The organism is Oceanibaculum nanhaiense (genome assembly GCF_002148795.1).
Taxonomy (GTDB): domain Bacteria; phylum Pseudomonadota; class Alphaproteobacteria; order Oceanibaculales; family Oceanibaculaceae; genus Oceanibaculum; species Oceanibaculum nanhaiense.
Genome location: NZ_MPOB01000007.1, coordinates 21,683 through 35,720, shown reverse-complemented (window position 1 = coordinate 35,720; position 14,038 = coordinate 21,683). Strand labels below are relative to the sequence as shown.

General features: G+C 65.7%; 13 protein-coding genes. 1 reads left to right on the top strand and 12 read right to left on the bottom strand.

Annotation, left to right across the window (positions count from 1 at the left end; all coding sequences use genetic code 11):
- Window positions 1–145: 145 nt before the first annotated feature.
- The 7 genes from BKM74_RS13435 to BKM74_RS13405 form a co-directional block, all read right to left on the bottom strand.
- A complete protein-coding gene (locus BKM74_RS13435) occupies window positions 146–946 on the bottom strand; it encodes an ABC transporter permease (RefSeq protein ID WP_086466222.1) in 801 nt (266 codons plus the stop codon).
- Entirely contained in the window at window positions 943–1,839 is an 897-nt protein-coding gene (locus BKM74_RS13430; RefSeq protein WP_086466221.1) for an ABC transporter permease, read from the bottom strand. Before BKM74_RS13430 ends, BKM74_RS13435 begins: the two co-directional genes overlap by 4 nt.
- A gap of 11 nt (window positions 1,840–1,850) precedes the next feature.
- Window positions 1,851–2,696 carry an amidohydrolase family protein gene (locus BKM74_RS13425; RefSeq protein ID WP_086466220.1) on the bottom strand — a complete coding sequence of 282 codons (846 nt, stop codon included), beginning with the start codon at window positions 2,694–2,696 and terminating at the stop codon, window positions 1,851–1,853.
- Entirely contained in the window at window positions 2,693–4,147 is a 1,455-nt protein-coding gene (locus tag BKM74_RS13420) for an amidase (RefSeq protein ID WP_086466219.1), read from the bottom strand. Before BKM74_RS13420 ends, BKM74_RS13425 begins: the two co-directional genes overlap by 4 nt.
- Before the next feature lie 20 nt (window positions 4,148–4,167).
- Window positions 4,168–5,835: a class I adenylate-forming enzyme family protein gene (locus BKM74_RS13415; protein WP_086466342.1), complete on the bottom strand. Its 1,668-nt coding sequence runs from the start codon at window positions 5,833–5,835 to the stop codon at window positions 4,168–4,170.
- Between the two features lie 86 nt (window positions 5,836–5,921).
- On the bottom strand, window positions 5,922–6,995 hold the full coding sequence (locus tag BKM74_RS13410) for an extracellular solute-binding protein (RefSeq protein ID WP_086466218.1): 1,074 nt from the start codon (window positions 6,993–6,995) through the stop codon (window positions 5,922–5,924).
- Window positions 6,996–7,032: 37 nt separating this feature from the next.
- Window positions 7,033–8,232 (bottom strand): ABC transporter ATP-binding protein, encoded by a 1,200-nt coding sequence (locus BKM74_RS13405; protein WP_086466341.1) that lies wholly within the window; start codon window positions 8,230–8,232, stop codon window positions 7,033–7,035.
- 164 nt (window positions 8,233–8,396) lie between these two features.
- On the opposite strand from BKM74_RS13405, the gene BKM74_RS13400 reads away from it, so the two are divergent.
- Window positions 8,397–9,332: a LysR substrate-binding domain-containing protein gene (locus BKM74_RS13400; protein ID WP_176342533.1), complete on the top strand. Its 936-nt coding sequence runs from the start codon at window positions 8,397–8,399 to the stop codon at window positions 9,330–9,332.
- A gap of 100 nt (window positions 9,333–9,432) precedes the next feature.
- Here BKM74_RS13400 and BKM74_RS13395 read toward each other — a convergent pair whose 3' ends face one another.
- From BKM74_RS13395 to BKM74_RS13375, 5 genes are all read right to left on the bottom strand, one after another.
- Window positions 9,433–10,245: an ABC transporter permease gene (locus BKM74_RS13395; RefSeq protein WP_086466216.1), complete on the bottom strand. Its 813-nt coding sequence runs from the start codon at window positions 10,243–10,245 to the stop codon at window positions 9,433–9,435.
- A gap of 35 nt (window positions 10,246–10,280) precedes the next feature.
- Complete coding sequence (locus BKM74_RS13390; protein WP_086466215.1) at window positions 10,281–11,357, bottom strand: extracellular solute-binding protein; 1,077 nt, start codon at window positions 11,355–11,357, stop codon at window positions 10,281–10,283.
- Window positions 11,354–12,415, bottom strand: a complete 1,062-nt coding sequence (locus BKM74_RS13385; protein ID WP_086466214.1) for an ABC transporter ATP-binding protein — start codon at window positions 12,413–12,415, stop codon at window positions 11,354–11,356. Before BKM74_RS13385 ends, BKM74_RS13390 begins: the two co-directional genes overlap by 4 nt.
- 9 nt (window positions 12,416–12,424) lie before the next feature.
- Window positions 12,425–13,195: an ABC transporter permease gene (locus BKM74_RS13380; RefSeq protein WP_086466213.1), complete on the bottom strand. Its 771-nt coding sequence runs from the start codon at window positions 13,193–13,195 to the stop codon at window positions 12,425–12,427.
- Between the two features lie 169 nt (window positions 13,196–13,364).
- Window positions 13,365–14,000 (bottom strand): SLOG cluster 4 domain-containing protein, encoded by a 636-nt coding sequence (locus BKM74_RS13375; RefSeq protein WP_176342532.1) that lies wholly within the window; start codon window positions 13,998–14,000, stop codon window positions 13,365–13,367.
- Window positions 14,001–14,038 lie beyond the last annotated feature (38 nt).

The following is a 14,038-nucleotide window of genomic DNA, read 5'->3' as shown; positions in this document are numbered from 1 at the left end:
TAATTTCAACATCAAGCCTAGGCGAACAGACGTCCTTAACCTGGTGAACTGCTCGCTTCTTTCCTCTTCTCGTACATCCTTTGTGCATGCACGCGCTACAGGTGGCGTTCGCATTTCCGGTTCCACGACCGTCGGGACTGAACGCCTATGCCCGCCCCCTATCCGGCTCGACGAAGAATTCCAGCCCCACCAGCCGTTCCAGCAGCATCACCATTAGCAGCGTGAACAGCACCAGCGTGGTGGAGATCGCCGCCACCACCGGCGTACCGCTTTCCTGGATGAAGGAATAGATCTGCACCGGCAGGGTGGTGACATGCGGGCCGACCAGGAACATCGTCACCGTCACCTCGTCGAAGGACAGGATGAAGCTGAACAGCAGCGCGGTGATGAGGCCGGGCCTAACCAGCGGGAAGGTCACCCGCCAGAAGGTCTCCCACGGTCGCGCGCCGAGGCTCATCGACGCCTCCTCCATGGCGCTGTCCAGCTTGCGCAGGCTGACCGAGATCGGCCGGTAGGCATAAGGCAGCGTCATAATGCAGTGCGCCAGCAGCAGGCCGGCGAAGCTGCCATAGACATGGAACATCGACACCAGCGCCAGCATCGCCACGCCCAGTGCGGCATGCGGAAACAGGATCGGCGTCAGCACCGCGGTCTCGAAGATGCTGGAAAACCGGGACCGCCGCCGGGCGACGACCAGCGCCGCCAGAAAGGCCGCCATCGAACTGATCACGGCGCCGGCCGCGGCCAGCAGCAGGCTGGTGGCGAAGCCCTGCATCCAGCGCGCATCGGACAGGAACTCCACATACCAGCGCAGCGACAGCGCGCCCGGCGGAAAGCGGATATAGCCGGCATCGCTGAAGGACGCGGCGATGACGATGATGATCGGGGCCGGCAGGAACAGCAGCAGGCTCCACAAGCCAACCTGGCTCCAGCGGATCGCGGTCATGGTTGTTTCCTTTCGCTGCCCGTCGCCGCCGACAGGCGCCGTTCCAGCGTCTGCACCGGCAGGATCACCGCCAGCCCGGCCAGCAGCAGCAGGAAGGCCAGCATCGAGCCTTTCGGGAAATTGAAGGTCTGGATCACCTCCTGATACATCTGCGTGCCCATCATCCGGTCCTGCACGCCGCCCAGCAGGATCGGCGTGACGATGGCGCCGGTGGACATCAGATAGACCAGCATCGCGCCGGAGACGACGCCCGGCAGCGACAGCGGCAGGGTCACCCGCCAGAAGGTGTAGAGCGGCCGACCGCCCAGGCTCATGCTGGCTTCCTCCAGCTTGCGGTCGAGATGCAGCAGCACCGACAGGATCGAGATGATCATGAACGGCACCAGCACATGCACCAGGCCGATAACCACGCCGGTGGTGTTGAACATCAGCCGCATCGGCGATTCGATCACCCCGACCCAGCCGAGGAACTCGTTGATCAGCCCGCGCGGCCCCAGGATCACGATCCAGCCATAGGTGCGCACCACGATGCTGACCAGCCAGGGCAGGATCACCAGGATCATCAGGTGGTTGCGGTTGCCCTTGTAGCGCCAGATGCCGAAGGCGATGGGATAACCGAGCAGGATCGAGAAGAACGTCACCAGAAAAGACACGCCAATCGTGCGCAGATAGATCTCGATATAGTCCGGCCGGGAAAAGAACTCCTGGTACAGCGCCAGCGTGAACCCGTCCCTGCCGGTGAAGGAGGTCGCCACCATCTGCACCACGCTGATGGCGAACAGCGCCAGCAGCAGCACGGCGGGCGCCAGCAGCAGCGCCTGCGACAGCGGCAGGCGGCGGCGCGGGCTCCCGGCAGCGGGGGCGGAGACCGGTATCGTGGTGGATCGGGACATCGCCATTTTCCTTACAGCCGCAGGAAACGCTTGGCGTTGCCGTATAGCCACTTGCGGCGCACATCCTCTTCCAGCGGCAGCGCCTCGATCTCGCGGACGGTGCGCTCAAGCGGCATCAGCGGATAGGCGGAGCCGAAGATGATGCGGTCCTGCAGGATGGTGCGGCCATATTGCAGCAGCGGCTCATAGCCCGACCCGGCAACCGCCAGATATTTCGGCCGCACCGCGACCAGCCCGATATGCACATTGGCATGCCGCCAGGCGACGCCGATCAGCTCGTGCACCCAGGGGAAGCCCGGTGGCGCGGCACACACCCGCAGCTCCGGGAAATGCACCATCACCTCGTCCAGCAGTGCCGGGCGGCCGAACTCCATCAGCGTCGAGGTGGCGAAATTGATGCTGCAATGCAGGTTCACCGGGATATCCAGCTCGATGCATTTGGCATAGAGCGGGTACATCTTCTTGTCGTTGATCGCCAGCTTGTGTTCGAAACATTGCAGATTGAGGCCGCGCAGCCCCAGCTCGCGCACCGCATGGTCCAGCTCGCGGACGGCAATCATCCCCTTGTTGGGATCGACGCCGGCAAAACCGACAAAGCGCGGTCCCTGCTCGCGACAGAAGGCGGCGACATCCTCGTTGGAGATGCGCCAGCCGAAGGTGGTCTCGAGGTCGCGCGCCTTCACCACGATATGTTCGGCCCCCAGCGCATCATAGGCGGCCAGATACTCCTCGAAGCTGTCCTGTCGGGCGGCCGCCTTCTCGCTGGACTGATAGACCGTGCGATAGCGCTGCAGGTGCGTGGTGGCGGTCTGCGCGAAGGCCGGGACCGGCGGCCGGCTGCCATAATCGATGATCATGCCGAACCCCCCGAGGCACCCGCTGCCCCGGCCAGCGCCGGCCAGTTCCCCTGCCAGGGCATCAGCGCCTGCAGGGCGGCGGCCACGGCGACGAGCCGCTGTTCGGCATGCCACGGCCCGACGATCTGCAACCCGATGGGCAGCCCGTCGCGGGTGAAGCCGCACGGGACCGACATCGCCGGATTGCCGCTGGGGTTGAACGGGATGGTGTAGCAGTACCAGGTCCGCCGCAGCGGTCCCAGCGGCTTGCCGTCGATCACCAGCGGTTCGTCGGCGCGCTGTGTCGCCGGCGGCGGCGGGGCGGCGATTGTCGGCGTGACCAGAATATCAGCATGGTCAAAGATCGCCTGCACCCGGCGATACAGCGCGGTGCGCTCCGGCAGGGCCTTCTGCAAGGTTCCGATGTCCTGCGCCAGCCCCTCCTCCAGCGCCGAAACCATGGTCGGGTCCATCCTGTCGCGCCATTTCTCAAGCACCTGGCCAAACCGGGCGGCCTGATAGCCGCGCATCAGCACCAGGGCGGACTCCAGGCTCCAATCCAGACTCGCCGGCTTGTCCACCAGTCGGGCGCCGGCATCGGTCATCGCCCCGACCGCTTTCGCGGTGTGCGCCTCGATATCGGGGTCGAGATAGTCGTTCACCATGCGCGGCATCCAGCGGATTTTCAGCCCCTTGAGGATGGAAAGCGGGTCGCCAGCAAGGGACAGCGGCGTGGCCGATCCCCCCAGCGACCAGGGGTCGCGCGCGTCCGGGCCGGCCATGACATTGTGCAGCAGCACCGTGTCTTCCACGGTGCGGGCCATCGAGCCGAGGCAGGTGAGATTGCCGAATAGGTCCGGCGAGGTTTCGTGCGGCACCCCGCCGACGGTCGGCTTCAGCCCGACGATGCCGCAACAGGCGGCGGGAATGCGCCCGGAGCCGGCACCATCGGTGCTGACGGCCAGCGGCCCGAAGCCCATCGCCACACCGACCGCCGCACCGCCGCTGGAACCGCCGCAGGTGCGGTCCAGCGCCCAGGGGTTGCGGGTGATGCCATGCATCGGGCTGTCGGTCAGCACCTTGTGGCCCAGTTCCGGCGTGGTGGTCTTGCCGAGAATGATGCCGCCGGCCTTGCGGATGCGGGCGACCGCCTCGGCATCCTGCGCCGGCACGTTGTCGGCGAAGATGTAGGAGGCCAGCGCCGTGCGCATCCCGGCGGTCGGCACCAGATCCTTCACCGTCACCGGGAGGCCGTGCAGCGCCCCCAGATCGTCACCGCGCGCGACCGCCGTATCGGCAGCATCGGCGGCCTTCAGCGCGCCTTCGGCATCGACCAGCGCGAAGGCATTGGTGTCGCCGTTCAACCGCTCGATCCGGTCCAACGTCGCCGACACCAGCTCCCGCGAGGACAGTGCCTTGCCACGGATCGCCGCCGCCAGTTCGGTCGCGGGCTTCTGCCAGAATTCCGTCATGTCTTCCTCCCCCTTGTCAGTCAGCGCCAGCAGCCATCGACGCGGTCATAGGCACCGACACGCAGATCGGCCTTCGCCTTGATCAGCTCGCCCTTGGCGATCTTCTCCGACGGCGTGCGCGGCAAGTTTTCCGTAAATTCCACGTAACGCGGTACCTTGAAGGCCGCCAGGTTCAGGTCGCAATGGCGCAGGATGGCCTGCAGCATTGCATCGTCCTGGCTTTGTCCGGGCTGCAGGACGATGTAGGCCTTCACCTCCTGCCCGCGCATATCGTCGGGGACCGGCACCACGGCGGCGTCCATCACCGCCGGCAGGTTCTTCAGCACCGCCTCGACCTCGCGCGCGGCGACATTCTCGCCGGCGCGGCGCACCATGTCCTTCAGCCGGCCCACGATGTAGAAATAGCCGCGCTCGTCCTGGCGGAAGAGATCGCCGGTGCGGAACCAATCGCCGAAATAGGAGTCACGGTTGGCTTCCGGCTTCTTGTAGTAGCCCTGCATCAGCCCCTTGCCGCGCACCACCAGCTCGCCGATCTCGCCCTGCGGCACATCCGTGCCATTTTCATCGACGATCCGGCATTCGCGGAACGCCGTCGGCTTGCCACAGGAACCGGAGCCGACCATTTCCGTCGCCTCCAGCGGCACGAACAGCGTCGGCCCAACCTCGGTCATGCCGAAGGCCTCCATCGCCGGCGCGTTGAAACGCTGGCGCAGATCGGCGTGGATTTCCTTGCGCACGCCATAGATGTTGGCGCGGCGCAGGCAGATATCGGCGTCACGCGGGCTGGGTGGCTGCTTGTAGACCACTTCCGGAAACAGGCAGAAATGGATGCGGTGCTCGGCCAGCCATCCGGCGAAGCGGCTGGCGCTCTGCCGGTTGGCGACAAAAAGTGTGCCGCGCTGGTGGAAGGCCAGCAACAGCAGCCATTGCGGGTCGAGATAGAAGAACGGCGTGGAGGCCAGAACGCGCTCCAGCCGCTTGCCGTCGCGCATCCCGTTCACCTTGCCGGCGCTCAGCCAGTACCGGTGGCTCAGCATGCAGCCCTTGGGGAAGCCCGTGGTGCCGGAGGTGTACTGGATGTTCAGCAGATCGTCGTGACCGGGCGCATAGTCCAGGGACAGCACCGGGGAATGGCCCGCCGCGATCTCCTCCCACCGCCGGTAGGGGCCGGCATCCTCCGCCCCCAGCAGCGCGATGCGCCCGGCCGGCAGGGCGAGCACCTGCTCCTCGCTGTCCAGATCCGGCGATAGCAACTCCCGGTAATCGGCATGGAGGATCAGGAACGCCGCCTCCGAATCATTCACGATGTAGCGCAGCTCGCGCCCGGTGTAGCGGACATTGACCGGCGCCATGACGGCGCCCAGCTTCGCCACCGCCAGCCAGATCGTCGGCATGGCCGGGATGTTGGGCAGCATCGCCGCGACATGCGTGCCTCTGGTCACTCCCCAGGCGCGCAGTGCGTTGGCCGTGCGGTTCACCTCTGCGGCAAGCTCGCTGTAGGTGGTGACGATGCCGGCCTCGAAGAAATTCCAGGCGGGCTTGTCGCCGACCTCCGCGGCCGCCTCGTCGAGCAGGGCGCCGACATTGGCGGGCAGAGGATCGGCCTCGATCGCCTTGCGGCGTTCCTCCGGCGTCATGCGCGACAGGCGGTCGATGAAGGTCTCTATGGGCAAGCGAAGAGTGCTCATGGTGGCGGTTCTGTCCATGAAAGAGAGAATTCAGTTCGGAAGCGGCTGGCCCCGGCGCCGAAAGACGGCAGCGCCGGGGCCCAGGCTCAGCGCGCTTCGGCGATGAGCTTTTCCAGCGTGTTGATGCGGTCGGTCTGGTTGTCGGCGATGAAGGCCCAGTCCGGCTGATAGAGCCTGGTCATCAGCTCGGCCAGGGTCATGCCCATCTGCTCCTCGGCTTCGGCCGGCAGCTTCGCCTTCGCGTTCAGCGGCAGATAGCCGCCGAGCACGGAACCGCGCAGCTGCGGCTCCGCCTTGGAGACGTAGTTCATGAATTGCTTCGTCGCCGCCATGTCCTTCGCATTCTTCGGCATGACCAGCAGATAGGGGATCATCAGCGCGCCCTCTTCCGGCACGACCATGGTGACGTTCTTCGCCCCTTGCTGACGCAGGTGCCAGACCCGGCCGGAATAGTATGGCCCGGCGACGATTTCGCCGCGCGTCAGCAGCCCGTTCATATGGGCGATGGAGCTGTAGGTGGTCAGGGCGTTCGGGACGATCTTGCGCAGGAGGTCGAGGCCCGGACCGGCATTCTTTTCATCGCCGCCCATCGCCTTCGACAGGATCGGCAGATCGTAGGAGGACAGATAGATCGGCCGGGTGATCGCCAGCTTGCCCTTCCATTTGGCGTCGCCAAGATTGGCCCAGGACTTGAAGTCCGCCGGCTTCGCCTCGTCGGTGTTCACGGCGATGCCGTAATACATGAAATAGGGGCTGACGCCGGCCAGCTTGCCGTCGGCATTCTTCATCAGGTAGCGCGGATTGGTGTCCGCCGTGTCCGGCAGCTCCGCCGGGTCCAGCAGTTCCACCATGCCGTCGCGCATCAAATTGGCGCCCTGCGGATAGGTCACCATGACGGCGTTATATTGCGGGTTGCCCGCCTGCGCGCGCAGCTGCGCCTCCGGCGTCGGTACCGGCACGATCTTCACATTAATGCCGGTCTCCTTGGTGAAGGGTTCGGCGAAGGCGGTTTCCCACACCTTCTCGACGCCGCCACCCCAGGTGGCGATCAACAGGTCGGTCGCCTGAACAGGCCTGGCTGCCATGACCGCGACAGCCGCAAGCGCGACGAGCGCCGGCATGGAGCGGACCGGCAGGGACCGGAAAGGACGTTTCGGCATGACGCTTCTCCCTTGGTTGTGTTGATGCAGTGCGACGTCAGTAACCGCGCAGGGCGGCAAGTGCCGGATTAGCCGGAGCGTCCGGTATCGTTTCGGATCGCTCTTCCGGCGGCATGACCATGGCATCGAGCGGCACCACGACCGCGCGTTCCGGCACCCAGCCGAAAACTGTCCGCTGGCCGGGCTGCAGGGCGGCAACGCCCGCGTCGGAATCCGCCATGACCGCGACATAGCTCTCGCCATCGGCCTCCAGCGTGTAGCGCGTGCTGGCGCCGATATAGCTGCGCTCCACGACCGTGCCCTCGAAGGTCAGGGCCAGCCCGTCCTGCGTTCCGGCCTTCACCAGATGCTCTGGCCGGATCGACAAGCCGACACGGGTTCCCGTCGGCAGGTGGTGCCTAGAGGAATCTGGAGCAGCTGCGGCAACGACACGGTCCAATCTGTCGAGGCGAATCTGCATGCCGCCGGGGCCGCTCGCGACGACACGGCCGGTCAGGAAGTTGGTGTCGCCGACGAACTGCGCCACGAAGGGCGTGCGCGGCCGGGCATAGACGTCTTCCGGCGTGCCCAGCTGCTCGACCTGCCCGCCCTGCATCACGGCGATGCGGTCGGACATGGTCAGCGCTTCCTCCTGGTCGTGGGTGACGAACACGAAGGTCGTGCCGACGCGCTGCTGGATGCGCTTCAGCTCCTGCTGCAACTGGCGGCGGAGTTTCAAATCCAGCGCGCCCAGCGGCTCATCGAGCAACAGCACCTTGGGACGAATGACAAGGGCGCGGGCCAGCGCCACGCGCTGGCGCTGGCCGCCGGAAAGCTCATGCACCCGGCGGTCTTCCAGCCCGGTCAGATCGACCAGAGCCAGCACCTCGGCAATTTGCCGGTGGATTTCCGCGCGCGCCATGCGCCGGATGCGCAGGCCATAGGCAAGGTTCTCGCCGACGGACAGGTGCGGGAACAGCGCCAGATTCTGAAAGACGATGCCGATGGGACGCTCGTAGGGCGGCACCTCGTTCATGCGCCGGCCGGCGATGCGAATCTCGCCCTCGCTCGGCGTCTCGAAGCCGGCGACCATGCGCAGCAGGGTGGTCTTGCCGCAACCGCTGGGGCCCAGCAGCGTCAGGAATTCGCCGACCCGGACCCGGATCGTCACATCCCGCACCGCATGATGCACGCCGAACCGCTTATGGACCCGGTCTATTTCCAGAATCGACGAATTGGTTATGTTTATATCCGACAAGGGTAGCTCCGGCATTCCCGTTCAGGATTCGCTTATTCCGGAGGTTTTTGGCTTCCTCTGGATAACTCGACCAAGGGAAGCACCCTCTTATTGGCATTTCAAATTGCTAATGATCACATTTTCATAAACAAATGTTATGTACTTTGCCCCAGGAGCCTTGCCGCATGCCGCTGTCCCACCGCCAGCTCGACGCCTTCCGCATGTTCATGGAAACCGGCTCCGTCACCGCCGCCGCCGAAAGGCTGCGCGTCTCGCAGCCGGCGGTGAGCAAGAGCCTGGTCGGGCTGGAATACGATCTCGGCCTCACCCTGTTCACGCGGGCCAGGAAACGCCTCGTCCCGACGCATGACGCGCAGCTCCTCTACCGCGAGGTGGAGCGGCTGTTTTCGTCATTGAACGACATCGAAAGCTTCGCGCGCGACCTGCGCTACCTGAAGTCGGGGGAGTTGCACATCGCCTCCGCCGCGTCGCTTGGCCATACGCTGGTCGCCGATTCGATCGCCAGCTTCGCCGTGGAGCATCACAAGGCGCGGATCGTCTTCAATGTCAGCACGACAGTCAGCCAGATCGTCATCAATCAGCAGGTCGATCTGGGCTTCTCGCTGATTCAGGTGCAGCATCCAGCATTGCTGAACGAACCGCTGTTCCACGCAAGGGGCGTGTGCGTGGTGCCGAAGGGCCACCGCCTCGCGGGGCGGGAGGCCATCACCGCCGAGGATTTGCGCGACGAGCAGTTCATCTCGTTCATTCGCGACAGCCGCATGCGGCACATCATCGACGCGACCTTCGAGCAGCAGCGCATCTCACGCTACCAACAATACGAAGTGTTCACCTCGGTGGAGGCCTGCGCCCTGGTCTCGCGCGGGCTGGGGGTCAGCATCGTGGAGCCGCTGGGCGTCGCCTACGCCCAGTGGCCGGATTTGTGGGTTGCCCGCTTCGACCCCGCCATCCGCTTTACCTTCAACGTGATGCGCCCCCGCGACCGGGCGCCCTCGAGGCTGGCGGAGGCCTATCTGGGGCATCTGAACAAGGCCATAGGGCGGATACGCAAGAACGCCGAGACCAGCGACGGCAAGATCGAGCTGAACCTGCCGGCATAGGCCAACCGCGCCTTCGGTCAAATCACCGGCAGCGGGGGCGCGAATCCACCGAGGGTGGTGATCAATGGCGATGCTATGGGCAATCCCGACCAATCACCGGTCAGCGCCGACGGTGGGACGCAAGCTCCGCCAGCAGGATGACGAGGCAGCACAATCCCATCAGGATTACCGAGGCCGCCGCCGCCGCCGGGAAGTCGGAGCCGGTCTCGGAAATCTTGCTGTAGAGGACCAGCGGCAGGATGGCGACCTGCGTGCCCACCAGCGCCAGCGCAGTGCCGTAAGCACCGATGGCGACAGCGGCGACCACCGAATAGGTCGTTACCAGTGCCGGCAGGATCTGCGGCAGCATGACCTCCAGCACCGCGCGAAACCGGCTCGCCCCGAGCGATTCCGCCGCCTGCATCTGTGCATAGTCAAAATTCGCCAGCACCGGCAGCATCAGCATGACGACGCGCGGGATCAGGTAATAGGCATAGGCGAAGCCGAGGCCGGCAGGGGAAAAGATCAAGCCGCCAATGGTGGCAGGATCGCCGCCCAGCGCCGCCAGCGACAGGGTGACGACACCAGAACGGCCGAATACCAGGATGAACCCATAGGCGACGATCAGCCCGGAAAAGGTGAGCGGCAGGGAAATCACCAGCAGCATCGGCACCCGGCGGCTTTCCGGCAGGCTGACCAGATGGCGTGCGACCAGCGTGCCGATAAGTAGGGAAAAGAGCGGCGCCAGCGTGCCCAGCACCAGCGTGCCGCGCAGCCCGGCCCAGAAGGCCGGATCGTCGAACACGCGCCGATAGGCGGCGATCCCTTCGGACGCGCTTTCCAGCACGACCACGCCCAGCGGCAGCACGAAGAAGAAAAGGAAGAAGACAGCGCCCGGCAGGGCAAACCCGCCGAGAAGTGCTCTGGAACGCATGCCTTCTTCCTCTCAAGTCACTCAGGAAACGATACTTACTGGCCGAGTACGGCCTTGGCCCAGGCGGCGTCCACTTCGGCCTTTTTCGCCTTGGCCTTGGCGACATCCACCGGCTTCAGCTGCGGTGCCGCCGGCAGCTGGGCAGCAACCGAGTCGGACAGCTTCACACCCGGCACGGACGGCCGCACATAGCCTTCCGCGAAGGTCGCCTGGCCGGCATCCGTCATGATGTAGTTCAGCCACAGCTTGCCGGCGTTCGGGTTCGGGCCGCCCTTCACCAGGCTGATGGCGTAGGGCGCAGCGGCCGAAGCCTCCTTCGGCATGATGACCGCGACATCGTCGCCCATGCCGTCCTTGTACTTGGCCTTCAGCCCGTCATTTTCGTAACCGATCCAGATCGGGATCTCGCCCTTCAGGAACTGCGCATAGGGCGTGGTGCCGACGGTACGCAGCACGCTGCCGGCCTTGTGCAGCTTTGCCAGATACTCAATGCCGGGGGTCACATTATCCATGCTGCCGCCATTGGCGAAGGCGGCACCGAACACCACCACCTGGCCCTGGCCGGTCGAGCGCGGGTCGAGATAGACGACCGAATTCTTGTATTCCGGCTTCGTCAGGTCGGCCCAGGATTGCGGCACATTCTTCACCAGCTTGGTGTTCACCAGGAAGGCGATGTTCAGCGTGTGGATGGTGAACCACTGGCCCGACGGGTGACGGAAGGGTTCCGGCAGCTTGTCGAAATTCACCGGCTTGAAATCGGCGACGACGCCCTTCTCCGCGGCATCCAGGGCGGAGCCGGCGAAGTAATAGGCGGTGTCGGCCTGCGGCCGGTTGCGCGCCTTGTCCAGTGCCACAACGGTGGCCGCCGAGCCGAGATCGTTATAGACCATCTCGACGCCGGGATAGCGCTTCGTGAAGGCCTTGAACTGCGCAGCCCAGTTGGCCCAGGTCGGGCCGGTGTCGAAGGACACGACCAGCCCTTCCTTCTGCGCGGCCTCGTAGAGCGCCTTCTCACCCTGATAGAGTTCAGGCCCGTCGAACGCGCTGGCGGCGAACGGCAGGGCAGCGAGGCTGACGGCAAGCGCCGCGCCCCGGAACCAGGTCTTCGTCATGTCGAACCTCTTGCGGTTGGTATGTCGGGAGGCAGGAGCCGGATGGCCTCCGGCGGGATCGAGACGCGGGAGAAGGCGCCCCGAAACGCGGTTTCGCCGAGGATCGCGCCGGCAGGCGTCGCGTAATCGTAGCGGCGGATAGATCCCAGGAACCGGTCGCGGCCGATCTGGCCGGAAAACAGGTTGGGCAGATCGCTGCCGGTCTCACCATCCGGCAACGGGCGCACCCTCTCCGGCCGCACCAGCACAGTGACGGCAGCGCCCGGCGCATGGCCGGCGGCATCGCAGGCCAGCACCCCCAGAGCTGTCTCAACCGTGCGGGCGTCGCGCACCCTGCCCGGCCACAGATTGGCGAGGCCGACAAAGGCGGCGACCCGGGCGTCGGCGGGCTGGTCATAGAGCGTGCGCGGGCTGGCGACCTGCAGCAGCCTTCCCTCCATCATCACCGCCACGCGGTCGGCGATGGACAACGCCTCCTCTTGGTCGTGGGTCACATGCAGCGTGGCGACACCGGCCAATTGCTGCACGCGGCGAATCTCGTCGCGCATCTCCGCACGCAGCGCCGCGTCCAGCGCCGATAGCGGCTCGTCCAGCAGCAGGCCGCTCGGCTGGAACACCAGCGCACGGGCCAGCGCCACACGCTGCTGCTGGCCGCCGGACAGCGAGGCGACGGCCCGGTCCTCGAAGCCGGCAAGGCCGACCGCGGCCAGCCCGGCCACCGCCCGGCGCAGCCGCTCCGTACGGCCCACACCCCTGATTTTCAACGGATAGGCGACATTCTCCGCCACGCTCATATGCGGGAACAGCGCGTAATTCTGGAACACGACGCCAAGATTGCGCCGGTTGGCCGGGACCGCCGCCATATCAGCGCCGCCGACGGATATCCGCCCGCTCCCCGGCAAGAGAAAACCGGCGATCAGCTTCAGCAGCGTGCTCTTGCCCGATCCGGACGGGCCGATGACCGCCAGCAGCTCGCCATCCCCGACATGAAGATCAATGTCGGAGACACCGGCTCCGCCGGCATACCGGTAGCTCACCTGGTCGAGTGTGAGGGCCATATCCGCCTCCTAACCCGCACGGCCGAGACGGGCGCTGGCGCCGCTGGCCGCCGAGGCGAGTGCTGCGAGCAGCAACAGCACCACGGTGGCCGCGCAGGCAAAGCCGGTCGCGCCGTAAAACGCCTGCAGCAGCACGATGGGATAGGTGCGGTCCAGGAAGCCCGCGACCAGGTTGGACAGCTGGAACTCGCCAACCGACAGCGCCGCCACCACGATCAGGCCGGACAGCAGGCTGTGCCGCAGGGACGGCAGCACGATGTCGAAGAAACGCTGCGGGAAGGAGGCGCCGAGGCTCATCGCCGCGCGCTCGTGCCCGTCGATATCCATATGCGCCATATCGGCGACCAGCGTATTCAGCAGATAGGGCATGGTCAGCACGACATGGCCGGCGATCAGCAGCCAGATACTGCCAAGCCAGGGCAGCGTGTTACTGGAGAACACCAGGATGAAACCGAAAGCCAGCACCAGCTCCGGAACCACGATGGGCATCAGCGAGACCATCCGCACGGCAAGCCCGATGCCGCGCTGCCGGGCGGCGTGCAGGGCATAGGCCAGCGGCACGCCGATCAGCGCGTCGATGACGCAGGTCGCCAGCACCACCTGCAGGCTGGTCAGGAAGGCGCGGCGGAAACTGGGGTCGTTATAGACTTCCTCATACCAGCGGGTCGTCAGGCCGGTCGGGAACAGCGTGTTGGTCCAGCTCTCGCCGAAGGAGCCGACCGCCAGCATGACGATCGGCGCCGCGAGATAAATCAGGTAAAGCGCGGTGACAATCCGCATCTGCCATGCCCCTCTGGCCCCGAAACCCCGCTGGCCCTGGGGCCACGGGGTGGGTGCCCGTTATCGGTCAATATACGACCGAAAACTTACATAGCAGGTATTGCTGACCGTTTTATGACACTGCGCTTGCGGCTTTGGGTCAGTTTGAGGCGTCAGTATCGCCGGCGCATCATCGGTCGAGCCGCAGAAGCCGATGGCAGGCGCGGTCCAGCGCCTCTTCCACACTGGCGCAGGCAATCGCGCCGGGGACTGCGGGGGCGTCGCCCAGGGTCAGCACCAGACGGTCGAAATGCAGGCCATAGGCCATCTCGGACAGGGTGCCATAGCCGCCGCCGACGGCGATCAGCACCTCGGCGGCGCGGGCGATGATGGCGTTGCGCGCCGGGCCGATGCCGGTCGCCAGCGGAATGGCGACATAGGGGTTGGCGGCGCTCCATTCCTCGTCCGGCACCAGGCCGATGGGCAGGCCGCCGGCCTCCAGACAGCCCTTGCACACGGCCTCCATCACGCCGCCCTTGCCACCGCAGAGCAGCTGCAGGCCCAGCGCGCCGATGCCCTTGCCAAGCGCTTCGGCGGTCGCCTGCTCTTCCGGCTTCGCATCACGCGGACCAATCACAGCGGCCGGGACGCGGCGCATCAGCCCGGCGCGCGCCAGCAGGGCGACGGCATCACGGGGGGCGACGGCAACCGCGTCCGCCGGCATACCGGACGCCTGCGGTGTCCAGCACAGTTTCCAGGGGTCGAAACACCCGGCATCGCCGTACAGGGCTTTCGCGGAGTCGCTGTAGAAGAGAGAAATCGGCACGTCAGTCTCCGGTGGCTGGTTCGCTTGGTTGCGAAAGA